Raw genomic sequence first — 23919 nt, 5'->3', positions numbered from 1 at the left:
GTCACGAAAGTGTTTATCTGTTCAGGAGCATCATCATGGGCATAGCCAAATTTCGTATGATGGATGGCAATGAAGCCGCCGCTTATATCGCTCACCACTTAAATGATGTTATCGCTATCTACCCGATAACCCCAGCCTCGCCGATGGGTGAGATGAGTGATAGCTGGAGCTCAGAAGGCGTCAAAAATCTTTGGGGCGTGGTTCCGGAAGTGGTAGAGCTGCAAAGTGAAGGCGGTGCTGCAGGTGCCGTTCATGGCGCATTGCAGGCCGGCGCTAAGACCACTACTTTCACCGCTTCGCAGGGATTGCTGCTGAAAATCCCAAATATGTATAAGATCGCGGGTGAACTTTCCCCCACCGTTTTTCATATTGCCGCCCGTTCACTGGCTACTCATGCCCTGTCTATCTTCTGCGATCACAGTGACGTGATGGCCACCCGGGCTACCGGCTTTGCGATGCTATCATCAAACTCAGTACAGGAAGCCATGGATATGGCTACCATTTCAGAAATGGCTACGCTCAAAGGCCGTGTACCTGTACTGCACTTTTTCGACGGTTTTCGTACCAGCCATGAAGTCAGTAAAGTTGAAGTCGTTACCGAGGAGATGCTGCGGGAACTAATTGATATGGAGCTGGTACGGGATTGCCGCAACCGAGCTCTATCCCCTGACCATCCCGTTGTGCGAGGCACATCACAAAATCCTGATATTTTCTTCCAGGCCCGCGAAGCCTGTAATCCCTATTACGATGCGTTCCCGGAAATAGTCCAGCAGGCGATGAACCAGTTTGCTGAGGTCACCGGGCGTCAATATCAACTCTACGAATATGAAGGTGCGGCCGACGCAGAGTCGGTGGTTATTTTGATGGGGTCCGGGGCTGAAACTGCGAGTGAGACCGTTAACTACTTAAATAGGCAAGGCGGTAAAACCGGTGTTCTGAAAGTCAGGCTGTTTCGTCCCTTTGATGCGACCCGTTTACTTAACGCCCTGCCTGACACGGTTAAACAGATCGCTGTACTTGATCGCACCAAAGAACCGGGTGCTGATGGCGAGCCCCTGTACAAAGATATCGCCACCGCCTTCATGCAATCACTCCTGTCCGGTCAACTGTCCGCAGACGACCTGCCTAAGCTGATTGGTGGCCGTTTTGGCCTGTCATCTAAAGAATTTACCCCGGCGATGATTAAGGGGGTATTTGATGAACTGATGAAACCTCAAAGTAAAAACCTGTTTACTGTCGGTATTAGCGATGATCTAACCCACACCAGCATCGACTACGATGAACAGTTCATCACCGACGTCCACAAAGACGCTTATCAGGCAGTATTTTATGGCTTGGGTGCCGATGGAACTGTCAGTGCCAACAAGAACAGTATTAAGATTATCGGTGATCTGGAGGGCTATTACGCCCAGGGTCACTTTGTTTATGATTCAAAGAAATCCGGTGCCGTCACGGTTTCACACCTGCGCTTCGGCCCCCAGAAGATTCGTTCGGCTTATGAGATACAAGCAGATCAGGCCGACTTTATCGCCTGCCACCAACCGCGCTTTCTAGATCTGTACCCGATGCTGGATAAAGCACGTATCGGCGCAGTATTTCTACTCAACAGCAGCGCATTGCCCAATGAGCTTTGGGATACGCTTCCAGAACCGGTACAACAGACACTGATAAAAAAGCAGATCCGTCTATTCGCAATAGACGCTTATAAAGTAGCGTTAGAGTGCGGTATGGGTAAGCGGATCAACACTATTATGCAGAGCTGTTTCTTTAAGATCTCCGGTATCCTGCCTATAGAGCAGGCAATAGAATTGATCAAAGGTGCCGTGCGTAAATCCTATAGCAGCAACCCGAAAGTAGTCGAGCTTAACCTGAAAGCGATCGATGCCAGCCTGAGTCAGCTTCATCCAATTACTCTGCACACCCAAGCGACTAGCCGGATTCCCATGCATGAACTCAGTGCTAACAGCGCTAATGATTTTGTTCGCCAGTTAACCGCCGAACTGATATCAGGCCATGGAGATAACGTACCGGTCAGTGCACTGTCCGCTGACGGCACCTGGCCTACCGGCACCACTGCATTTGAGAAGCGCGATCTGGCCACCGAGCTGCCTCTGTGGGATGAAGATCTGTGCACTCACTGTGGTAAATGCGTATTGGTCTGCCCCCACAGCGTCATTCGCAGCAAAATCTTTGACCTTTCCTTACTGCAACAAGCGCCCGATGGATTCAGGGCTGTGCCCGTTAAAGGTGCTAAGGACTTCCCTGAAAACAGTTATATCAGTTATCAGGTTTCTCCTGCTGACTGTACCGGTTGTACACTCTGCGTCGATATCTGCCCCATTGCAGACAAAGAGCATCCAGAGCACAAAGCCATCAACATGGTGCCGAAAGAGCAAACCTTTAAGGTAGAGAAAGATAACTGGGACTTTTTCCTATCACTGCCTGAATTCGATCGCACCAGCCTAAAAAGCGCGACCCTGAAAGGCTCAATGGTATTCCAGCCGCTATTTGAATTCAGTGGTGCCTGCTCAGGTTGTGGTGAAACTTCTTATATCCGACTGGCCAGTCAACTGTTCGGTGACCGGATGCTGGTTGCAAACGCCACCGGTTGCTCATCTATCTATGGCGGTAATCTGCCCACCACTCCCTGGACTAAAAATGCCGATGGTCGCGGGCCAGCCTGGAACAACTCACTGTTTGAGGATAATGCAGAGTTCGGCCTGGGTATGCGGGTAGCACTTGATAAACAGAGAGAGTATGCGGCCAGTCTTCTGCTCGAGCTGCAGGATCATCTGGACCCCCAATTAGTCAGTAACCTTACTAACGAAAAAGAGACCGATGAAGCCGGTATTGAGCGGCAGCGTCAATCCATCGAAAAACTGAAACTAGCCTTAGATGGTTTGAGTGACGCTATTAATATCGGTTCTCAGGCGATTGAACTGCGTCACCTCGCCGATCAACTAAGCCGCAAGAGCGTATGGATCATCGGAGGTGATGGCTGGGCCTATGATATTGGCTTTGGTGGTCTTGACCACGTCTTAGCTTCAGGTCGAAACGTAAATATTCTGGTACTGGATACCGAGGTGTACTCCAATACCGGAGGTCAGACTTCAAAAGCCACACCTATAGGAGCCGTGGCTAAGTTCTCAGCATCAGGTAAATCTGTCGCCAAGAAAGATCTGGCCCGTATCGCTATGGATTATGAACATGTCTATGTTGCTCATGTAGCCTACGCCGCTAAAGATGTACAAACACTGCGGGCATTCCTGGAAGCAGAATCCTATGACGGACCTTCTCTGATCATCGCCTACTCCCCCTGTATCGCACATGGCTTTGAAATGAAAGATAACCATCTGCACCAAAAACTGGCGGTTGAAAGCGGTCACTGGCCGCTGTTCCGATATGACCCCCGTCGTGCCGATCAGCATCAGAATCCACTGAAACTGGATTCTAAGCAGCCCTCTATTCCTTATGCTGAGTTTGCCAGTAAAGAGACCCGCTTTAGCTCACTGTTAAAAGCTCATCCGGTTGAAGCCGCTGTTTTTCTGGATAAAGCGCAACATGATGTGAGCGAGCGTTATAAACGTTACCAGCAAATGGCAGAGATGGACTGGGAGGAAGCACCAACACCGAAGTAACCACAACCAGAAAAATGTAATCACTTTAAAGCCCCTCTATGGGGCTTTTTTATGTGGCTACTTTTGCGTTATAACGCGATACCGGGAGATTATTGATCAATATCAGTTAACTTATATCGCACGCGTACTACTATAGTTAGAGTAATTCCACGGCGATATCTTAACGATAGCCGATGAACGCGTAGCCTGCAGGTAACTATATGAGTACAGAGATGCAAAGCCCAGTTGATGACTTTTCCCAGTGTCACGTAGGCATTATCCAAAACTTTGAGGCTTTAAAAGTCCTTGGAAATTCAGACATATCTGACCCGGTGCAACCTGAAATTCAAAAGAGCGCGAAAAAACTGGTTCAGTTTTACAAAGAAGTGGTGCTGAATCATCACATGGAAGAAGAACAGGAACTGTTTAATATGGTTCTTGACTGCGCCAAGCCGGGTGCCGAGCAGTCTGAAGCTAAGAGCATGGTTGATCGATTGACAAAAGAGCACCGCAACCTGGAAAAACAGTGGAAGACGATAGAAGCCGACATTAAAAAGCTATCTAAAGGCAAGTTTTCCAAGCTGGACAAAGACGCTTCCGTAAGTATGGCCCAGAACTATCTGGCCCACGCACACTATGAAGAGCAAGAATTTCTCCCCCTGTCAGCGGTGATACTCAAAGATACTGGTTTGGAGTCACTCGGTTTCACCCTGCATACCCGACATAACGTGGATAAAATCCCAAGTTATATGTAAGGCGTAATAGAACGTTGCTACTAGCGACGCTGAGCAAAAACGAAAAAAGGTCACGCTAGGTGACCTTTTTTATGCCTAAATAGGAAGCTCGAATCATAAGCTCTGAGCTTACTTCTTCCAGGTATCCCGCAGACCAATCGTCTTGTTGAACACTGGCGTCTCTACAGAGTGCTCATAACGATCAGCAACAAAGTAACCTTCACGTTCAAACTGGAAACCCGTTTCAGGGGCAGCATTTACCAGGCCAGGCTCTATCCAGCAGTTTTCAATGACGGAGAAAGAATCCGCATTGATATTGTCGAGGAAATCACCCTCGCCTTTATCCGGAGACTCAACTTTAAACAGACGATCATAGATTCGTACTTTCGCCTGCTTGCCCTCTGTAGCTGATACCCAATGCATTACGCCGCGGGGTTTCATTCCTTCCGGAGGATTTTCACCAACAGTACCCGGGATAAAAGAAGCATGGACTTCAATAATCTCGCCGTTACTGTCTTTAACTACTTCTTCAGCTTTAATCACATAGGCACTGCGCAAGCGCATGAAATCACCCGGAACTAATACCTTGAATTTCTTACGTGACAGCGTGGTATCTTCATTGAAATCAGATCGGTCGATATAGATTTCACGGGTAAATGGCAACTCACGAGTACCAATCTCTTTCTGCGGATGAACCGGCGCACTCAAAATTTCAACTTCACCCTCAGGGAAGTTAGTTATGACCAGTTTCAGTGGGTTCATGACACACATTGCCCGGGCAGAGTTTTCGTTGAGATCTTCACGGATAAAGAACTCAAACTGCGCCATATCAACAACGCCATCGGTCTTGGCGACTGCCAGGCTGTCACAAAAATTACGTACCGCTTCAGCGGTGTAACCCCGGCGACGCATACCCTGAATAGTTGGCAGACGTGGATCATCCCAACCGCTTACATGGTTCTCATCAACCAGCTGCTTCAATTTACGCTTACTGGTTACCGTATAATTAATGTTAAGGCGGCCAAACTCGTACTGCCTCGGCGTACTCGGTACCGGAAGATTAGCCAGGAACCACTCATACAGCGGCAGATGGTCAGCAAACTCCAGGGTACAGATAGAGTGCGTGACGCCCTCAATCGCATCTTCCTGTCCGTGGGCAAAATCGTAGCTCGGATAGATGCTCCATTTATTGCCCGTCTGATGATGAACCGCCTTACGAATACGGTAAAGAATTGGGTCTCGCAGATTCATGTTCGGCGATGCCATATCTATTTTGGCACGCAATACCCGGCTACCTTCATCAAACTCACCGGTTTTCATCCGTTCCAACAGATCAAGACTCTCCTCTGCGGTACGGCTACGAAATGGGCTGTCTTTACCTGGTGTAGTCGCCCAGCCACGGTATTCGCTAGACTCTTCCGGACTCAGATCGCAGACATACGCGTTACCTTCACGAATCAGGTGCTGTGCCCAGGCATAGAAGGTATCAAAGTAATCAGAAGCGTAACGCACATCACCTGACCAGTTAAAACCGAGCCAGCGCACGTCATCCTTTATCGCATCAACAAATTCCTGTTCCTCTTTCGACGGGTTAGTATCATCGAAACGCAGGTTACATTCACCGTTGTACTTATCCGCGGTACCGAAGTTCACACAGATCGACTTAGCGTGACCAATATGCAGGTAACCGTTAGGCTCAGGTGGAAAACGAGTAACTACTTTTTCCAATCCCTGTTGCAAGTCCTGTTCGATAACCTGGTGAATGAAATTGGTAGGCTGTTTAACAGTATTGCTGGCGTCGTTGTTGCTCATAGAGGCGTCTTAACTTCCGTCTTAAATCGAATAGGCGAATATTATAGACAGATGCCCTTAAGACAACCATAAGTAAGCTGAAATTAATGCTTTAGTTATTGAAATTAGGGAAGACTGGATAAATCCCGCTTCTGCAATAAATTACGAGAGACAAGAATTTAACCAGATTGATATCTAATCATTCAGAAACTAAAGAATTGGCACTGAAGCACTTAGACTTGTTACACCTTCACTGATTCTTTAGTATAATCGCCGCCAGCTAATAAAAAGCCAAGAGAACGTCTAACAACTCCCTTGAGCTTTAACATGTCCTCTGGTTATTGGCCTTCAGATAGACTTGACACCAATACATTGGACTTATTCGTACCTTCCCGAAACAGAGGAACCGTAAGTATGATCGTACTGCACACTAACTTCGGCGATATCACAATCGAACTGGATTTTGAAAAAGCACCGGGGAGCGCAGCTAATTTCGAAAATTACGTTAAAGACGGCTTCTACGACGGCGTTATCTTTCACCGTGTAATCGACGGCTTTATGATTCAGGGTGGCGGTTTTGAGCCTGGCATGGTTAGTAAAAAAACCGGCGGCAACATTGAAAACGAAGCTGATAACGGCCTGAGTAACAAGCGCGGCACCCTGGCAATGGCACGCACTATGGATCCACATAGCGCTTCAGCCCAGTTCTTTATCAATCTAAGTGATAACACTTTTCTTGACCATACAGCCAAAACCACTGAAGGCTGGGGCTACGCAGTATTTGCAGCTGTGACCAATGGCATGGATATAGTCGACCAGATCAAAGCGGTATCAACCACCTTCCGTGGCGGACATCAGGACGTACCGGCTGAAGATGTAATCATCACCTCTGCAGAGGTTGTGGAAGCAGATACTGCTGAATAATGCGCATACTGTTTATTTCAGATCTTCACCTCTATAGCGGACGCCCGGATCTTACCCGGGCGTTGCTTCATTTCCTCTCTACAACGGCTCAAGACTGCGACCAGCTCTATATACTGGGCGATCTGTTTGAAGCCTGGATTGGCGATGATTTTATTCCCGACGATCTAAAACCGGTTATTGATGCCTTAAACAGCCTGTCTCATTCCGGCTGCGAAATCTTTTTTCAGCATGGCAATCGGGATTTTCTGATCGGCAATCAATTCGCAGAACTCACCGGCGCTAAGCTGCTGGGCGATAGCAAGATCATCAATCTAGCTTCTGGCCCTGCGTTGTTGATGCATGGTGATCAACTTTGTACCGACGATTTGGAATACCAGGCCCTGCGACAGCAACTTAGAAACCCTCAGTGGCAAGCAGCTGTACTGGCTAAATCGGTCCCTGAACGCCTGGAGATGGCTAAACAACTGAGAATGGCTAGTGAAACCCACACTGCGGGCAAAGAGATGGCGATAATGGATGTAAATCCACAAGCCGTTCACGAGGCTATGTCTGCCGCATCAACCAATCTGTTAATTCACGGCCATACCCACCGCCCCGCTGTTCATCAACTAGACACTAATAAACGTCGTATAGTGCTGGGTGATTGGGATAAGACCGGATGGTATCTGGAAGCATCAGAACAGGGTGAAAAGCTAGTAGAGTTTGATCTCAACTAATCACCACTCGCAATAAGACATTCAAAAATCAGTATTGATATATCATTCACGCCCCCGCCTTAGCCTTAAGGCAGTTGTATCAATAACGCGCAACCCTGATAGATCTTTAATTAGCGAATAAAGAAAACCACATATAGTGTTTCAAATCTTATAAGTGTTAGCATAGCCTTATTATTTTCAAATAAACCTTAGAAATAACAGCCACTTATTTATTATGGACTTTATCTGGATCCTGTTTGCCTATCTGTGCGGCCTGTCTGTAAAAATGATAGGAATGCCACCGCTTATCGGTTTTTTATTAGCCGGCTTTCTGCTCCATTTCCTAGGCGTTGAACCCAGTGCCAGCCTGGATACCCTGGCCGATCTTGGCATCACCCTGATGCTGTTCACCATCGGCCTCAAACTGCATATCGACGACCTGCTTCGACGCGAGGTATGGGCCAGTACGCTGAGCCACATGGCAGTGTGGATCGTACTGTTCGGCTCTTTCACATTACTCATGGCCGCTGTGGCAGTTCCCTATTACACAGATATCGATCTGACGACCGCTGCCTTAATTGGCTTTGCGCTGAGCTTCAGCAGCACCGTATGTATTGTAAAACTCCTGGAAGAAAATGGAGAGATGCAAACCCGGCATGGCCAGGTGGCCATCGGTGTTCTGGTTATGCAGGATATCGTCGCGGTGCTTTTCCTGGTGGTGGCTACCGGAAAACTGCCCTCGCTGTGGGCCCTACTGTTATTCGGCCTTATCTTTGCCCGCCCTGTTCTATACAAACTGTTGGATAAAGCCGGCCACGGTGAGATGCTGCCGCTGACTGGCTTTTTCTTTGCCTTAGGCGGCTATGAGCTTTTTCAGCTGGTCGGCGTGAAAGGAGACCTGGGGGCATTAGTATTTGGCATCCTGCTTAGCCAGCATGCTAAAGCCACAGAGCTAACCAAGTCTCTACTCAGCTTTAAAGACCTGTTCCTTATCGGCTTTTTCTTGTCGATCGGCTTTACCGCACTACCTACCTGGTCAATGTTAGCAACCGCTAGTCTGATCACATTGCTGATCGGTATTAAATTCGTTTTGTTTTTCGCGCTGTTTACCCGCCTTAAACTGCGCAGCCGCACCGCCTACCTTGCATCACTTGCTCTGAGCAATTTCAGTGAGTTTGGGCTCATTGTTGCTGCCCTGAGTGTCGATTCCGGCTGGCTCAGCCGCGAATGGCTGGTGATTCTCGCGTTAGCAGTATCGCTCTCATTTATTCTAACCAGCGTTTTGTACCCGGCTGCCCATCGCTTCTATATGCTGCACAAAAAACGGCTCAAACGCTATGAGAGCAGCGATCGTCTTCAAACCGACATGGTTCAGCAACTACCGGATGCAGAAGTACTGGTAATAGGTATGGGCCGGGTTGGTAAGGGTGCCTATAAGGCTCTGCAAAACATGCTGGACTATCGCGTTGCGGGGTTGGATTCCGACCGCTTTCGCGCCTCTGATCTACAGAAAAAAGGCATGAACATCTGTTTTGGTGATGGAGAAGATGCCGATTTCTGGGAAAGTTTCGACACCTCTGAAATCAAACTGATAATGTTGGCCCTCCCCTCAATTCAGGACAGCCGGAATATCACTCTGCAATTGATTAATGCAGGCTACGAAGGCCGTATCGCAGCTATTGCTCGCTACGAAGATGACCGGAAAAAACTGCTGGATACAGGCATCCATAAGGTATTTAACTTCTATAAAGAAGCCGGTACCGGCTTTGCCGAAGACAGCTTACAGTTGATAGCACAACATTATCCGTCCGAAGTATCAGGCCACAACAAATCGAAATAACCTAATACTGCCAGACGGCTTATTGATCGGATCACTTATGTATCTGACCACACAGCAAACTCATTACCGCCGGGCTCTTTGAAGTGGAATCGTCTGCCACCGGGAAAATCAAATACCCCTTTGCAGATCTCACCGCCATTACTTTCAACTTTTGCCAGTGTTGATTCAAGGTCATTGCTGTAGAACACCAGCAGTGCACTACCCATTCCCTGACTCGCCACTCGGTCTGAAGCAAAGAAACCACCTTCCAACCCCTGCTGATTAAAGGCGCTGTACTCAGGGCCGTAATCGGTAAAGCGCCAATCAAATACCGATGTAAAAAAAGACTTAGACCCTTCCAGACTGACTGAACCAAACTCTACATAATTCAGCTTTTCATGCTGCTTATCCATGGGATACCTCCTTGTTCTTTTAACTGAGATGCACGCTCCCAGAACCCTTACATTATCGGTGCTAATTTAAGATAAAAAAAGGCCCCATACTTTCATATGGGGCCTAAGGTGTGAAGTGAAACGCACAGCCCTTGATAGGGAGGTCTGAACGCCTGACTGCCACTTCGACATCGGTAGTATCCTGAAACACTCAGGAACAAATTCTCACACAAACAATTCGATTAAAAAGTATCCCCTGGAATGCGAACAAAGCCTTCCATCAGGACACGGGCACTACGGCTCATAACGGCTTTAGTCGCTGTCCAGTCACCATTGGCTTTTTGCTCTGCTGCAGCACCTACTTTCAGGGTGCCTGAAGGATGACCGAAGGTTACTGAATCTCGGTCACCACCACCGGCGGCAAGATTGACCAAGGTGCCAGATGTTGCAGCTGCGGTTGCAATCGCGACCGAAGCAGTACCCATCATGGCGTGATGCAGCTTGCCCATGGACAGAGCGCGCACACACAGATCGATATCAGATTCGTTGATCTGCTTGCCACTTGAAGCGACATAAGAGGTCGCTGGCGTAACAAAAGCGACCTTAGGGGTATGCTGACGGGCAACAGCCTCTGAAATATCACTGATAAGGCCCATCTTTACTGCGCCATAGGCACGGATAGTCTCAAAACGTTCCAGAGCAGCAGCATCAGAGTTAATATCTTTTTGCAGCTCAGTACCGGTATAACCGATATCTGCAGCATTAAGGAAGATGGTTGGGATACCCGCATTGATCATTGTTGCCTTGAAGGTACCTACTCCCGGAACCTCAAGATCATCGACCAGATTTCCGGTCGGGTACATCGAACCTTCACCATCAGCCGGATCCATAAACTCAATGACGACTTCAGCCGCTGGGAACGTAACACCATCCAACTCAAAATCACCGGTTTCCTGAACTTCACCGTTAGTAATCGGGACATGGGCGATAATGGTTTTCTTAATATTCTTCTGCCAGATACGAACGATGCAGATACCATTTTCAGGAATGCGCTCAGGATCTACCAGGCCATTGGTGATCGCAAATGCACCCACAGCACCTGTCAGGTTACCGCAGTTGCCAGACCAGTCGACAAACGCCTTGTCGATCGCTACCTGACCAAACAAGTAATCAACATCGTGATCAGGCTGTTCACTCTTGTCCAGAGTGACTGTCTTGCTGGTACTCGAAGTCGCGCCACCCATACCATCGATCTGCTGACCGTATGGATCAGGACTACCGATCACCCGCATCAGAATTTTATCGCGCGCTTCACCCGGCTGCTGCGCAGCTTCAGGAAAATCCTGACGACGGAAAAATACACCCTTACTGGTACCGCCACGCATGTAGGTCGCGGGAATTTTAATCTGAGGTACAAAAGCCATAATATTTAATCCTGTATCTCTGAGTAGCTACCGGCCACTCTTTTGGTTCAGAAAAACCTTAATAAAATCATCTGACTAGATGAATGTATTAAGAGTTCTCATTAATTATCTTTAACGGTAAAAGGTTCCGATGTACACCCCCGCTCTTAGTGCCAGCCTACAGGCTGGCACTAAGGACTTCCGACGGCATACACCGGAAATCTATTATGCGTTAGCTTCCAGGAAGTCCTGAGCAAAGCGCTGCAGTACACCACCGGCGCCGTACACATGAACCTCTTCAGCAGTATCCAGACGACAGGTCACTGGGATCTCAACAACCTCACCATTACGGCGAGTCATCACAACCGTCAGATCACTACGCGGGCTGATATCGCCAGTCACATCGTAGGTTTCAGTTCCGTCGATACCATAGGTATTGCGGTTATCACCGGCTTTAAACTCCAGTGGCAACACGCCCATGCCTACCAGGTTGGTACGGTGAATACGCTCGAAGCCTTCAGCAACAATCGTTTCAACACCCGCAAGACGTACGCCTTTAGCAGCCCAGTCACGGGAAGAACCCTGACCATAATCCGCACCGGCAATGATAATCAACGGTTGCTTACGCTCCATGTAGGTCTCAATCGCTTCCCACATACGGCTTTCCTGGCCTTCAGGCTCAATACGCGCCAGAGAACCCTGCTTCACTTCACCGCTGCCATCACGACACATCTCGTTAAGCAGTTTAGGGTTAGCAAAAGTCGCTCGCTGAGCTGTTAGGTGGTCACCCCGGTGTGTTGCGTAAGAGTTGAAGTCCTCTTCCGGCAAGCCCATCTTGGCGCAGTATTCACCGGCCGCACTAGACGCCTGAATCGCATTTGAAGGCGACAGGTGGTCAGTGGTGATGTTGTCACCCAGAACCGCCAGAGGCACCATACCCTTCATGGTACGCTCCCCTGCCAGTGCACCTTCCCAATAAGGCGGACGACGAATGTAAGTCGTCTCAGGACGCCAGTCGTACAGTGGGCTTATTGATTTAGCTACATCGCCCAGGTCAAACATCGGAATATAAACCTGCTTGAACTGCTCAGGCTTAACCGCCTTGGCAACGATCGAATCGATCTCTTCATCACTAGGCCAGATATCTTTCAGAGTTACCGCATTACCGTTTTTATCAGTACCCAGAACATCTTTTTCGATATCAAAACGCATAGTACCGGCAATCGCATAGGCCACAACCAGAGGTGGTGATGCCAGGAACGCTTGCTTAGCATGCGGATGAATACGTCCATCAAAGTTACGGTTACCCGACAATACTGCAGTCGAATAAAGGTCACGGTCGATGATCTCCTGCTGAATCTTAGGATCCAGCGCGCCACTCATACCGTTACAGGTAGTACAGGCATAACCAACGATACCGAAGCCCAGCTGTTCCATCTCTGACAACAGGTTCGCTTCTTCAAGATACAACTTGGCAACCTTGGAGCCCGGTGCAAAGGAGGTCTTAACCCAAGGCTTACGTACCAGTCCCAGCTCGTTAGCTTTCTTGGCAACCAGGCCAGCGGCAACAACGTTGCGCGGGTTAGATGTATTAGTACAACTGGTAATAGCTGCGATAATCACGGCGCCATCAGGCATCAGGCCATCAGCCTCTTCTACCTTAGCGGCGGCCAGCATTTCATCACTCGCAATGCCACGCTCATTCAACGCTGAGGTTGGTAAACGACGGTGCGGATTAGATGGGCCAGCCATGTTGCGGACAACAGTCGACAGATCGAATTCCAGCACTCGACCATACTCAGCTTCAACCAGATCATCAGCCCAAAGGCCGGTTTCTTTAGCGTATTGCTCAACCAGTGCAACCTGTTCAGGTTCACGACCGGTCAGCTTCAAGTAATCGATAGTCTGCTCATCGATATAAAACATACCGGCAGAAGCACCGAACTCAGGTGTCATGTTAGAGATAGTGGCACGGTCACCGATGGTCAGCGCTTTAGCACCTTCACCGAAGAACTCAAGATAGGATGAAACCACTTTCTGATTACGCAGGAATTCAGTAATCGCCAGCACCATATCGGTGGCGGTGATACCCGGCTGACGCTTGCCAACCAGCTTAACGCCGATGATGTCCGGTAGGCGCATCATTGAAGGGCGACCCAGCATAACGGTTTCAGCTTCCAGACCACCGACACCAATCGCGATAACACCCAGTGCATCAACGTGTGGCGTATGGCTGTCAGTACCAACACAGGTATCAGGATAAGCAACACCATCACGCGCCTGAATCACCGGAGACATCTTCTCCAGGTTAATCTGGTGCATGATGCCGTTACCGGCAGGAATCACGTCAACGTTATCAAATGCTGTCTTACACCATTCAATAAAGTGGAATCGGTCATCGTTACGACGATCTTCAATATCACGGTTCTTCTGGAATGCATCCGGATCGAAACCAGCGGCTTCAACAGCCAGCGAGTGGTCAACAATCAACTGGGTAGGTACAACCGGATTAACTTTAGCCGGATCACCGCCCTGATCAGCAATCGCATCACGCAGACCCGCCAGGTCTACTAATGCCGTCTGACCAAGGATGTCGTGGCACACAACACGTGCCGGATACCATGGAAAGTCTAGATCTTGCTTACGTTCAATAAGCTGCTTCAATGAATCGGTCAGCGCAGTAGGCTCACAGCGACGCACAAGCTGCTCAGCCAGTACACGGGAGGTATAAGGCAGAGTCGCATAAGCACCTGGCTTGATCGCATCGACAGCCGCACGGGTGTCGAAGTAATCCAGGCCGGTACCTGCTAAGGATTTGCGGTATTCAGTGTTCATATAACACCTGTATTAGTCGTTATTTTCATCAGAGCGAAGGGGCATAACCCCTTCCCTGCTTTTGCTATGCGCGATTAAGGGCGCTCAGCAATATCGATCCACTCAGCACTTTCCGGGCCGGAATAATCAGCCGATGGGCGGATAATGCGGTTATTAGCACGCTGTTCCATCACATGCGCTGTCCAGCCTGCGGCACGTGAACATACAAAGATCGGCGTAAAGAGTGCGGTAGGAATACCCATGAAGTTGTATGCCGACGCATGGAAGAAGTCCGCGTTACAGAACAATTTCTTCTCACGCCACATAACCGCTTCTACACGCTCAGAAACGGCGTATAGGTACTCATCACCGGCTTGAGCTGAAAGCTTTTCAGACCACTCTTTGATGATCGCATTACGTGGATCAGAGTCACGATAGATCGCATGACCGAAGCCCATGATCTTATCTTTGCGTTCCAGCATACCCATGATTTCAGCTTCCGCTTCTTCAGGTGAGCGCCAGTTTTCAATCATCGCCATAGCCGCTTCGTTAGCACCACCATGCAGTGGCCCACGCAGAGAACCGATAGCAGCAGTTACGCAGCTATGGATATCAGACAAAGTCGAAGCACACACACGTGCAGTGAAGGTTGAAGCGTTAAACTCATGCTCAGCATACAAAATCAGCGATGCATGCATTACGTCAACATGAAGGGGTTCTGGCTTCTTATCATGCAGAGTCCAGAGGAACTGTTCGCCGATAGAATCAGCATCAGTTTCAACATTGATACGCTTGCCGTTATGGCTGAAGTTGTACCAGTAGTTGATCATGCCTGGGAACACCGCCAGCATACGATCGATATGATCGTGCTGCTCGGTAAATGCCATCTCAGTTTCGAGGTTACCCAGCATAGAACAACCGGTACGCATAACATCCATCGGATGAGCGTCTGCAGGAATCTGCTCAAGCACGGTTTTCAGTGCTTCTGGCAAAGCACGCATGCCTTTAAGACGAGCTTTGTAGGCAGTAAGTTCGCCCTGATTTGGCAACTTCCCGTACAACAAAAGATAAGCTACTTCTTCAAACTGCGCTTTATCAGCCAGTTCTTTAATATCGTAGCCACGGTAAGTAAGACCTGCACCGGTCTGACCTACGGTACAAAGTGCTGTTTCACCTGCGGACTGTCCACGCAGACCAGCACCGCTTAATTTCTTAGCTTCAGCCATCCTATCTCTCCTCTCTGCTTTCGGGCCTGATTAGTGTGTTTACCCGTTACAGTATTTTTTGATCTATCTTTTTTAAAACCTATCGGCTGATTCAATACAGCTATCGATAGATTTAAAGCGTTATGAGCGCAGGAAAGTGTCGACAAAACATCTGAGACCGCGGCACTTACTTTAGTAAGCGCGTATGCCGATCAAATTTTTAACGACCTCTTTCCCAGCGCAATAGCTTTAATTACTTATTTTTACCTTCTTTGAACAGTGCATCTAGCTTTTGCTCAAAATCGTGGTAGTTCAGGAAGTCGTACAGATCCATACGCGTCTGCATGGTATCAACGACTGCCTTCTGGTCACCGTCACGCAGAATTGCTTCGAATACGTTCAGGGCAGCAAGGTTAGCTGCGCGGAATGCTGACAATGGGTACAGCACCATGGTTACGCCGTTATCTGCCAGTTCTGAAGTATTGAACAGCGGAGTCGCACCAAACTCAGTGATGTTAGCCAGCAGTTGTGCACCGTTGATGCCATCAGCAAAGGCTTGATAGTCATCCAGCGTATGAACAGCTTCTGCGAAGATACCGTCAGCACCGGCTTCAAGACATGCCTGAGCACGGTCAACCGCAGCATTCAGTCCATCCATCTGGAACGCATCAGTACGGGCAATAAGGAAGAAGTCATCATCGGTCTTGGCGTCTACTGCTGCCTTAACACGGTCAACCATCTCGTTAACAGAGACGATCTCTTTATTAGGACGGTGACCACAGCGCTTCTGAGCAACCTGGTCTTCGATGTGACAACCTGCTGCACCGGCCTTAATCGTTTCTTTAACAGTACGGCTAATATTGAATGCGCCACCCCAACCTGTATCGATATCGACGATCAGAGGCGTTTCAACAGCACTGGATACACGGCGAACATCTTCCAGAACATCGTTCATAGAGGTCATACCCAGATCAGGCAAACCATAGGAAGCATTGGCAATACCACCACCGGACAGGTAAACCGCACGATGGCCAACACGCTCAGCCATCATCGCGTGGTAGGCATTCACAGTACCAACGATCTGTAGTGGATTTGATTCTTCAAGCGCTTTGCGGAAACGGCCGCCTGCGGTTAATTTGCTCATGGATTACTCCCTCTCTTCTTTGTTCTTTGGATTAAGACGTTCTTCAATATTTCGACGCGCCCTGCCTATATGGCGACGCATCAACATTTCCGCCAGCTCGCCATCCCTTTCTTCTATCGCATCAAGAATACGATGATGTTCCTTCAAGGCGTGCTGCGGACGTGATTTGGCAACGCTAAATTGATATCGGTACATACGTACCAAGTGATAAAGTTCGCCACCCAGCAGTTCAAACAATTTGATGTTCTTGCTGGATTGAACAATTCGGTAGTGAAAATCCAGATCGCCCTCTTTCTGAAAGTAGGCACGACCATCTATTTCTTCAATATTTTTTTCGTGTTGATACAGCAGCTCACGTAAGCCTTGTATCTCAGCTGTCGACATATTCTCAGCCGCCAGGCGACAAGCCATGCCTTCAAGCGCTTCACGAATACGATAGATCTCAACCAGCTCTTCTGGCGTCAGCGATACAACCCGGGCACCGACATGAGGAATGCGTACAACCAGACGCAAACCTTCAAGGTGACGAATAGCTTCGCGAAGAGGCCCTCGGCTAATACCGTAAGTACGCGCAAGTTCTGGCTCACTAATCTTCTGACCCGGCGGGATATCACCCCGAACAATCGCTGTTACCAGCTGCTCACAGACTTTATCTGCAAGGGTGCGTAACTCACTCGGACTATCTGCTGTTTCTATGATCTGTGTCATTACAACCTTCTCTCTGGATTGTCGACAATCTGAATCTTAGAGTAACAATACAGCCCAATAAGCGTATCGTCAACACGACTAAAGACAAAAGTTGTCAACATACTACAAAAGTATAGGGGTATGCCCTTATTGGCATTGTGAATACAAAAAAGCCCCGTTACCGGGGCTTTAAGTCTAGTCGTTTAAGACGGTTCAAGCGAGGAAACGTATCAGTTCCTGGTCCATAATACGGGAGATCTGACGCGGTTTTTGAAATGGGAGTGAGTGATCCGTGCCAGCCACCAGGAAGTAATGCCAGTTAGGCAGCCGTTCTGCAAGGTCTCGCTGATACTGATGCATCAGGTCAACACTATGCCCGCCAATAAAACTGCTGACATCACCCTGAGCAGCCACCAATGCTTCCCTATCGATGCTGTTAATAGCATCAGTGACGCAATTAAGCGCGTTTGCAAAACCTAAGGGCCGCTCGGCAAGTCGCTGGATTGTCAACAACTCGGCCTGAGGAGCGACTTTTCGGTTTGGCGAAATAGTATCGAGAAAACCTTTGATTCCCGTTTCTGCCTGATTACCTTTAAGTTGCTCCGCGGCAGTACTAAACTGATGACGCAAATTCACAGTCGATTCCCAACTGGGGCGATCAAGTACCGCCGCTTCCAATAGATACTGCTTTTTGACCCGATCATGATAGCGCTGTTTATAAAGCAGCGAGACCATTCCGCCCATGGAGTAACCTGCCAGATCAAACTGCCACCAGCCAAGATGGTCCACCAGTGCACTGATATCATTAACCAGTTCATTCACCGTAAACGAATACTCTTTACCATCGGGATAGCGGGTATTACCGGTACCACGTTGATCGGGAATCAGAATTTCATCCCACTGGGTTAACATCATCGCTATCGCAGACCAGGTATATTCTCCGGCCACGCCCGCGCCATGCAACATCACCAGTCGACGAGGCGCCCCCTCACCAGCTTTCTTATATAACTGATAACTAACCTGCTGGTCAGATAGATTAAGCTGATGCTGAGTAATCTTATAAGGATGTTTCATCATTACGAATGGTTCTGGTTACTATTTAAAACGTGGATATTATCCTGTTGAACAAGATAATTCCCCTCTCTAGCGGAGAAAGAGCGAAATAACAGAGATCAACCTCGCTTTAAGTCTATTGGCTAGCTACAATCGATTTTTCCGCCAAGCTGATATTCCGCTATTAAGATCAGCGTGGCGAGCAATCTATAACGGCCTTTATTCGTTAATAAAGGCAAGCATTAAGGGTTACCGGGTGTATAGACTTTTCCCACTCCTATATCTGGCAAACAGCACTCTCTATTTCGAACGTATCCGGCACTTTTCTGCCCCGGTATATCTCGACAGCGGCAAACCCGCTGGGCGCTATGGTCGTTACGATATCATCGCAGCAAATCCAGTCGTCAAGCTCAGCTACAGTGACACAGTCACACAGGTTACCAGCAGCTCCCGTAATGAGAGTTTAAGCGGCAATCCTTTCAGTCACCTGCAAACGGTGTTTGAGCAGTATCAGCAGCAGTGCCCGCCTCCCCAACAACCGAAGATTAAAGCGCTGCCGTTTTGCGGTGGGCTGTTAGGCTACTTCGCTTACGATCTGGGCCGTTGCCTTGAAACACTGCCTGAACAAACCGCCAAGGATATCGACCTTCCTGATATGCAGGTGGGCATCTACAGCTGGGCAGTGGTAGTCGATCACCTACGACAAACAACGGTACTGGTCACTTCTCCCCTGGTTGATGAAGCTGAAGCACAGCACTATCTGCAGTTGATGCAAGCGCCTCCGGTTAAAGAGAATGGCAATTTCACGCTAAAAACTAAATTCCAAAGCAATATGACTGAATCGGAGTACCACCACTCGCTCAGTCGTATCAGTGACTATATTCAGGGTGGCGATTGCTACCAGGTTAACTTTTCACAACGCTTTACCGCAGACTGTCAGGGAGACCCCTGGAGCGCCTATAAACAATTGCGCGAACATGCACCGACCCCCTATTCCGCTTTTATAGAAACCGAGTTAGGTGCAATTTTGTCGCACTCACCGGAACAGTTTCTGGAAGTGAACAAAGGACGGGTGACCACCAAGCCGATTAAAGGCACCCTGCCTCGGGGTGCTAATCCGGCAGAAGATGCGCAGCTAAAACTTGCACTGCATGACAGCGAAAAAGATCGCTCAGAGAATCTGATGATCGTCGATCTGATGCGTAACGATGTGAGCAAAGCCTGCGAGTACGGCAGCGTCAGAGTGCCTAAGCTATTCGCCGTTGAATCGTACGCCAATGTTCATCATCTGGTGAGCACCATTACCGGTAAGCTTTCCAGTGATCAGAACCCTCTGAGCCTGTTGGAGCATAGTTTCCCCGGTGGCTCTATCACCGGCGCACCTAAGATCCGTGCGATGGAAATCATTGAAGAACTGGAACCCCATCGCCGCTCTATTTATTGCGGTTCAATCGGCTACCTGAGTTTTTCAGGCAAGCTAGATACCAGCATCACCATCCGTACACTGATCTGCCAGAACGACAAGATCCATTGCTGGGCTGGCGGTGGTATCGTCGCAGATTCAATTACCTCGGCCGAATATCAGGAAACCTATAACAAGGTTAACAACCTGCTTCATGGGCTCGAAAAGACGATGAAGAGCGATTAGAGCAGTGGCTAGACCGCCTTAAAAAGAAAGTGGCTAGAACGCGCTTCGCGCTCGCTCGTTGCTCGACGCGACTGCGTCGCTTGCTAGAAAAAGCATTACTCCGTAGGTTGGGATGAGGTACGAATCCCAACAATAGCCCCAACAGCCGTCATTGCTCTTCTAACCCTTAATGTTAAAACCATCACTAGCCCCTCAAACTATCAAACACATCAATTTCCCCCTATATTTTCGGCGTACCAAAAAAGGCTAATTTTACAAAACCGCTGGTGCACCACTTCATCTGATTTTTTGCTTGATGGCTATCAAATACATCTCTCGTTGGCGTTGTTAGGCTAGCGTCTCTGAAACATGTTGGAGATGCGATCGTGGAGTTGATTTGTCCTGCCGGAAGTTATCCTGCCTTAAAAGCAGCCGTTGATAACGGTGCTAGTGCTGTTTACTTTGGTTTTAAAGATGCGACCAATGCTCGCCATTTTGCAGGCCTTAATTTTGACCGACGCAAGGCTGAGAAAGGTATAGATTATGCCCGTAAGCATGGCGTTAAAGTGCTCTGTGCTGTGAATACCTATCCGCAGCCTTCCGGGTGGAAAGCCTGGCAAGGCGCGGTTGATCTGGCCGCTGATATGGGGGTTGATGCCTTAATAGCGGCAGATATGGGGGTGTTAGGCTACGCATCGGATACCCATTCAGCGCTTAACCTACACCTTTCTGTTCAAGGCTCAGCGACCAACTATGAAGCCCTCGCTTATTATCACCAACAGTTCGGTATTAAGCGCGCGGTACTACCTCGTGTATTGTCACTCGCGCAAGTCGAGCACTTAGCCCAGCATAGCCCGATTGAACTGGAAGTATTTGCCTTTGGTAGCCTTTGCATCATGGTAGAGGGCCGCTGCTATCTTTCTTCGTATATTACTGATGAATCGCCTAATACCTGTGGTGCCTGCTCTCCGGCAAAAGCGGTGCGCTGGCAAGAGACCGCATCAGGCCTTGAGTCGCGTTTAAATGATGTGCTGATTGACCGCTACAAAACAGATGAAAAAGCAGGCTATCCCACCCTGTGTAAAGGTCGCTTTGATGTGGAAGGCTCGGTTTATCACGCCATGGAAGAACCGACTAGCTTAAATACGTTGAATTTGATTCCTGAGTTAAAACGAATGGGCATTAAGGCGTTAAAAATTGAGGGACGCCAGAGAAGCCCAGCCTATGTCGCTAAGGTTGTGCGTATATGGCGAGAAGCCCTGGATACGGCGGCGCGTAACCCTGATCACTTTGACATAAACCCTGAGTGGAATAACGGCCTGTTGGAACTCTCTGAAGGCTCAACAACGACCATCGGTGCTTATCACCGCAGCTGGCAGTAACGGGAGATAGCATGATGAATCAGGTTGTGAATAAGCAAGCACCTCAACAAGCGAATGAAAGCGTCGATAAGGCCATGAAGCTGTCATTAGGCCCCATGTTATATTTTTGGCCAAAACAAGATGTCTTTAATTTCTATGCGGAAATGGCAGAGCTGCCACTAGATACAATTTACCTGGGCGAAACCGTCTGCTCTAAACGGCGTGAACTAAAACTGTCTGATTGGTTAGAGATAGCGCAGGAGTTAACCCAGTGCGGTAAAAAAGTGGTGCTCTCCACCCTGTCTTTGCTTGAAGCCGAATCAGAACTAAAAATGCTGCGGCGTATCTGCAGCAATGGCGAGCTGATGGTCGAGGCCAATGATATGGCCGCCGTGCAGTTACTGAGTCAACAAGGCATCCCCTTCGTTACCGGCCCTTCTATTAACGTTTATAACTTACCGGTTCTGAAACAGCTGTATAGCAGTGGCATGCGACGCTGGGTGATGCCTGTAGAGTTAGGCGCACAAACCCTTGAAGAGTTGCTGCAGCAAGCCACCGCTGATGGTGGTTTCCCAGAGCTCGAAACAGAAGTGTTTGCTTATGGCTGTTTACCCCTGGCTTACGCTGCCCGCTGCTTTACCGCACGCTTTAAGAACCTACCCAAAGATAACTGCAATTTTTGCTGTATCGAATACCCCGATGGCATACCGATGAAATCTCAGGAAGATGATAATCTTTTCATCATCAATGGCATTCAGACGTTATCGGGAGAGCACTACAACCTCGAAAACGAGTTACAACGGATGCGTGAGATCGGGGTAGATCTGGTGCGCCTTAGCCCTCAGCGGGAAGGCATGGCTGACGTGGTGCAACGCTTCGCCAAGCGTTTACATAAGCCTTCATCAACGAGTATCCCGCTGCTGAATGAGTCCCAGTGTAATGGCTATTGGTATGGCGAGCCTGGCATGAAGTGGATAGATTAGGCCGCGTCTAAGACGCGTAACCGACTGTCAGCTACGACCTATTACGGCTAAGTGATGGGATTCGACTTAACAGGAATAAGCTTAAAGGAATAAATCCACAGGAATAAGATGAGGTATGGCCTTCAGCTTATTCCTGTTCGAGTTACCCAGCCCAACTAAATCGTTGAGCGCTGTGCTAACTGAATACTACGCTGGAACACCGCCGGCATTTCACTCCAGTCCACGCTATCCATTAGATTCTTAATAGCTAAACCGAGTTCTGTATTACCTTCGATAACCAGTTTTCGTTGAAAGAACAAAGTGTCAGGGTCAACGTCCTGAGAGGCCATTTTGATGAAGTCGGGTGAATCACCTCTAATCCAGGCATCAGGTTGTTGTGCTGGCAGCACCACGAGCTTTTCGTTCTCGCAGGTAAACGCCACCTGTATACCTAAATCCCTGACCTCCAGACCTAACTGCTGCCCTTCAAGAAAATAAAACTCATCATCCTGAAGCTGCTCTTTGAATAGATAATTTAACAGCTGCTCCGCCACTTTTTTCCGCAAGGAAAATGGCAGCTTTGGCTCTGTAAATTGAATAAACTTAGAGAAACTAGGTGTCGGTAGAGATTTTAGCAGCCGAGATGGCGCCAGGTCAGGCAGAGTGAACGAGGTCATGGGAGACTCCTTAATCGATGCCTGATAGTAGAGGAAAATCTTTATTTAGCCTTTGATGACTATCAATTTTTTAAGAGCAGTGGTTCAGTGGGTAGGTGAGCCCCGTAGGTTGGGATGAGGAACGAATCCCGACAAGACAGAAGCGAAGAAACAATTCAAATCACCAAATCAATTATTCTGACCCCATTGATTCCCCATTAATTCGAGACAATACTTATGAGAATTTTTTCCAGATGAGCTTTGTTTCATAAACATTTCCTGATGGTGATGTTTCAGGTGTTGTAGAAAGCTCAATCTCATCTTCATTGTTGAATCGAATACGCCGAACAAAAGTCGTCCCTATCTTTGACGGTGCAGAACAAAATTCAACAAAGTGATGTATTTCATCTCCCTTTACTTCCCATTGGCCAGCATACGAAAAGAACAAGTCGGCTTGTTTTGATGCATTAACGCCCACTTTTTCCCAACATGGGTCCATTAGAAATGCAGACATACGGCCCTCATTCGTATACTGAATTTGACCTGACGGCGGATCCCCAAATGTTTTAGATGAAATACCGTTCCGAGATTGAACCGAAGAAAACAGCGACCACGCACCGGCTAATTTTTTTTCATTCATACCTTTACTCAAACATTTCTTGTAGGGTCAAAGATAAGCGACAAGGCTAACGCCTGGCTTAGCGTTCGCCTTTATCGCGTCTGCTGGATCTATTTTTTAGGACGTGTTTTCTATAAATACTGATCATAATTAGCAATTTTTATATTTAAACGATCGGCAAGAAACGGACTAGACTCGCCGAGTTGCTCCAATATAAACCGGGCTTCATTTTGATATTTAGCTATTTTTGCTTTATCCCAATGCTTAGGTGGTGGCTGTAGGTTGGTAATTCGGTCACATAATTTAACCATCCACACTTCCTTAGGCTGATTCTTTATTCGATTAATGCTGTCTTTCATCTGCTCTGATTTTGATGAAAGCTCTCTGTTTTTTGTTAGTGCCAGGACACCATTCGC

General features: G+C 48.3%; 18 protein-coding genes and 1 pseudogene. 8 read left to right on the top strand and 11 right to left on the bottom strand.

From position 1 onward, the window contains the following. The first annotated feature begins 35 nt into the window (after nucleotides 1-35). Nucleotides 36-3638 (top strand): pyruvate:ferredoxin (flavodoxin) oxidoreductase, encoded by a 3603-nt coding sequence (gene nifJ, locus QZZ54_RS11800; RefSeq protein ID WP_290702889.1) that lies wholly within the window; start codon nucleotides 36-38, stop codon nucleotides 3636-3638. Nucleotides 3639-3838: 200 nt separating this feature from the next. Then, nucleotides 3839-4372 (top strand): hemerythrin domain-containing protein, encoded by a 534-nt coding sequence (locus QZZ54_RS11795; RefSeq protein WP_290702888.1) that lies wholly within the window; start codon nucleotides 3839-3841, stop codon nucleotides 4370-4372. Nucleotides 4373-4480: 108 nt separating this feature from the next. Here the strand turns inward: QZZ54_RS11795 and QZZ54_RS11790 are convergent, their stop codons facing one another. Next, complete coding sequence (locus QZZ54_RS11790) at nucleotides 4481-6163, bottom strand: glutamine--tRNA ligase/YqeY domain fusion protein (RefSeq protein WP_290702887.1); 1683 nt, start codon at nucleotides 6161-6163, stop codon at nucleotides 4481-4483. Between the two features lie 393 nt (nucleotides 6164-6556). Here QZZ54_RS11790 and QZZ54_RS11785 point away from each other — a divergent pair, with 393 nt between their 5' ends. The 3 genes from QZZ54_RS11785 (at nucleotide 6557) to QZZ54_RS11775 (ending at nucleotide 9601) form a co-directional block, all read left to right on the top strand. After that, nucleotides 6557-7066 (top strand): peptidylprolyl isomerase, encoded by a 510-nt coding sequence (locus QZZ54_RS11785; protein ID WP_290702886.1) that lies wholly within the window; start codon nucleotides 6557-6559, stop codon nucleotides 7064-7066. Beyond that, nucleotides 7066-7782, top strand: coding sequence for a UDP-2,3-diacylglucosamine diphosphatase (locus QZZ54_RS11780; protein WP_290702885.1), 717 nt, complete (start codon nucleotides 7066-7068; stop codon nucleotides 7780-7782). The genes QZZ54_RS11785 and QZZ54_RS11780 overlap by 1 nt, the downstream gene beginning before the upstream one ends. A 214-nt stretch (nucleotides 7783-7996) precedes the next feature. Further along, the gene (locus QZZ54_RS11775; protein WP_290702884.1) at nucleotides 7997-9601 is read left to right on the top strand and encodes a cation:proton antiporter family protein; all 1605 of its coding nucleotides are present in this window, start codon (nucleotides 7997-7999) and stop codon (nucleotides 9599-9601) included. Nucleotides 9602-9636: 35 nt separating this feature from the next. Here QZZ54_RS11775 and QZZ54_RS11770 read toward each other — a convergent pair whose 3' ends face one another. The 7 genes from QZZ54_RS11770 to QZZ54_RS11740 all read right to left on the bottom strand — a co-directional run bounded on the left by QZZ54_RS11770 (nucleotide 9637) and on the right by QZZ54_RS11740 (nucleotide 18302). Next, a complete protein-coding gene (locus QZZ54_RS11770; protein WP_290702883.1) occupies nucleotides 9637-9993 on the bottom strand; it encodes a VOC family protein in 357 nt (118 codons plus the stop codon). A 221-nt stretch (nucleotides 9994-10214) separates the two neighbouring features. After that, the gene (gene prpF / locus QZZ54_RS11765) at nucleotides 10215-11396 is read right to left on the bottom strand and encodes a 2-methylaconitate cis-trans isomerase PrpF (RefSeq protein WP_290702882.1); all 1182 of its coding nucleotides are present in this window, start codon (nucleotides 11394-11396) and stop codon (nucleotides 10215-10217) included. A 204-nt stretch (nucleotides 11397-11600) separates the two neighbouring features. Beyond that, on the bottom strand, nucleotides 11601-14210 hold the full coding sequence (gene acnD, locus QZZ54_RS11760) for a Fe/S-dependent 2-methylisocitrate dehydratase AcnD (protein ID WP_290702881.1): 2610 nt from the start codon (nucleotides 14208-14210) through the stop codon (nucleotides 11601-11603). 74 nt (nucleotides 14211-14284) lie between these two features. After that, complete coding sequence (gene prpC / locus QZZ54_RS11755; RefSeq protein WP_290702880.1) at nucleotides 14285-15415, bottom strand: 2-methylcitrate synthase; 1131 nt, start codon at nucleotides 15413-15415, stop codon at nucleotides 14285-14287. Between the two features lie 232 nt (nucleotides 15416-15647). Further along, complete coding sequence (prpB, locus tag QZZ54_RS11750) at nucleotides 15648-16538, bottom strand: methylisocitrate lyase (RefSeq protein ID WP_290702879.1); 891 nt, start codon at nucleotides 16536-16538, stop codon at nucleotides 15648-15650. Nucleotides 16539-16541: 3 nt separating this feature from the next. Continuing rightward, nucleotides 16542-17246, bottom strand: coding sequence for a GntR family transcriptional regulator (locus QZZ54_RS11745; RefSeq protein ID WP_290702878.1), 705 nt, complete (start codon nucleotides 17244-17246; stop codon nucleotides 16542-16544). A 192-nt stretch (nucleotides 17247-17438) separates the two neighbouring features. Then, nucleotides 17439-18302 (bottom strand): alpha/beta hydrolase, encoded by an 864-nt coding sequence (locus QZZ54_RS11740; RefSeq protein WP_290702877.1) that lies wholly within the window; start codon nucleotides 18300-18302, stop codon nucleotides 17439-17441. A 232-nt stretch (nucleotides 18303-18534) separates the two neighbouring features. On the opposite strand from QZZ54_RS11740, the gene pabB reads away from it, so the two are divergent. From pabB to QZZ54_RS11725, 3 genes are all read left to right on the top strand, one after another. Continuing rightward, nucleotides 18535-19926 carry an aminodeoxychorismate synthase component I gene (gene pabB, locus QZZ54_RS11735; protein WP_290702876.1) on the top strand — a complete coding sequence of 464 codons (1392 nt, stop codon included), beginning with the start codon at nucleotides 18535-18537 and terminating at the stop codon, nucleotides 19924-19926. Between the two features lie 365 nt (nucleotides 19927-20291). After that, complete coding sequence (locus QZZ54_RS11730; RefSeq protein WP_290702875.1) at nucleotides 20292-21287, top strand: peptidase U32 family protein; 996 nt, start codon at nucleotides 20292-20294, stop codon at nucleotides 21285-21287. Between the two features lie 11 nt (nucleotides 21288-21298). Next, nucleotides 21299-22249, top strand: coding sequence for a U32 family peptidase (locus QZZ54_RS11725; protein WP_290702874.1), 951 nt, complete (start codon nucleotides 21299-21301; stop codon nucleotides 22247-22249). 155 nt (nucleotides 22250-22404) lie between these two features. Here the strand turns inward: QZZ54_RS11725 and QZZ54_RS11720 are convergent, their stop codons facing one another. The 3 genes and pseudogenes from QZZ54_RS11720 to QZZ54_RS11710 form a co-directional block, all read right to left on the bottom strand. Beyond that, on the bottom strand, nucleotides 22405-22905 hold the full coding sequence (locus tag QZZ54_RS11720) for an SCP2 sterol-binding domain-containing protein (RefSeq protein ID WP_290702873.1): 501 nt from the start codon (nucleotides 22903-22905) through the stop codon (nucleotides 22405-22407). Between the two features lie 214 nt (nucleotides 22906-23119). Next, nucleotides 23120-23524 carry a lipocalin-like domain-containing protein gene (locus QZZ54_RS11715; protein ID WP_290702872.1) on the bottom strand — a complete coding sequence of 135 codons (405 nt, stop codon included), beginning with the start codon at nucleotides 23522-23524 and terminating at the stop codon, nucleotides 23120-23122. Nucleotides 23525-23634: 110 nt separating this feature from the next. After that, nucleotides 23635-23919, bottom strand: a pseudogene (locus QZZ54_RS11710) (bifunctional (p)ppGpp synthetase/guanosine-3',5'-bis(diphosphate) 3'-pyrophosphohydrolase); the annotation flags it as partial.

Origin of the sequence: Amphritea sp. (assembly GCF_016744155.1) — a bacterium.
GTDB lineage: Bacteria > Pseudomonadota > Gammaproteobacteria > Pseudomonadales > Balneatricaceae > Amphritea.
Note: the sequence above shows the minus strand (reverse complement) of the source record. Positions and strands in the feature narration are given on the sequence as shown.

Excerpts from the sequence above, each read along its gene's own strand:
- nifJ (WP_290702889.1), top strand. The coding sequence starts at position 36 with ATGGGCATAGCCAAATTTCGTATGATGGATGGCAATGAAGCCGCCGCT.
- QZZ54_RS11795 (WP_290702888.1), top strand. The coding sequence starts at position 3,839 with ATGAGTACAGAGATGCAAAGCCCAGTTGATGACTTTTCCCAGTGTCAC.
- QZZ54_RS11790 (WP_290702887.1), bottom strand. The coding sequence starts at position 6,163 with ATGAGCAACAACGACGCCAGCAATACTGTTAAACAGCCTACCAATTTC.
- QZZ54_RS11785 (WP_290702886.1), top strand. The coding sequence starts at position 6,557 with ATGATCGTACTGCACACTAACTTCGGCGATATCACAATCGAACTGGAT.
- QZZ54_RS11780 (WP_290702885.1), top strand. The coding sequence starts at position 7,066 with ATGCGCATACTGTTTATTTCAGATCTTCACCTCTATAGCGGACGCCCG.
- QZZ54_RS11775 (WP_290702884.1), top strand. The coding sequence starts at position 7,997 with ATGGACTTTATCTGGATCCTGTTTGCCTATCTGTGCGGCCTGTCTGTA.
- QZZ54_RS11770 (WP_290702883.1), bottom strand. The coding sequence starts at position 9,993 with ATGGATAAGCAGCATGAAAAGCTGAATTATGTAGAGTTTGGTTCAGTC.
- prpF (WP_290702882.1), bottom strand. The coding sequence starts at position 11,396 with ATGGCTTTTGTACCTCAGATTAAAATTCCCGCGACCTACATGCGTGGC.
- acnD (WP_290702881.1), bottom strand. The coding sequence starts at position 14,210 with ATGAACACTGAATACCGCAAATCCTTAGCAGGTACCGGCCTGGATTAC.
- prpC (WP_290702880.1), bottom strand. The coding sequence starts at position 15,415 with ATGGCTGAAGCTAAGAAATTAAGCGGTGCTGGTCTGCGTGGACAGTCC.
- prpB (WP_290702879.1), bottom strand. The coding sequence starts at position 16,538 with ATGAGCAAATTAACCGCAGGCGGCCGTTTCCGCAAAGCGCTTGAAGAA.
- QZZ54_RS11745 (WP_290702878.1), bottom strand. The coding sequence starts at position 17,246 with ATGACACAGATCATAGAAACAGCAGATAGTCCGAGTGAGTTACGCACC.
- QZZ54_RS11740 (WP_290702877.1), bottom strand. The coding sequence starts at position 18,302 with ATGATGAAACATCCTTATAAGATTACTCAGCATCAGCTTAATCTATCT.
- QZZ54_RS11725 (WP_290702874.1), top strand. The coding sequence starts at position 21,299 with ATGATGAATCAGGTTGTGAATAAGCAAGCACCTCAACAAGCGAATGAA.
- QZZ54_RS11720 (WP_290702873.1), bottom strand. The coding sequence starts at position 22,905 with ATGACCTCGTTCACTCTGCCTGACCTGGCGCCATCTCGGCTGCTAAAA.
- QZZ54_RS11715 (WP_290702872.1), bottom strand. The coding sequence starts at position 23,524 with ATGAATGAAAAAAAATTAGCCGGTGCGTGGTCGCTGTTTTCTTCGGTT.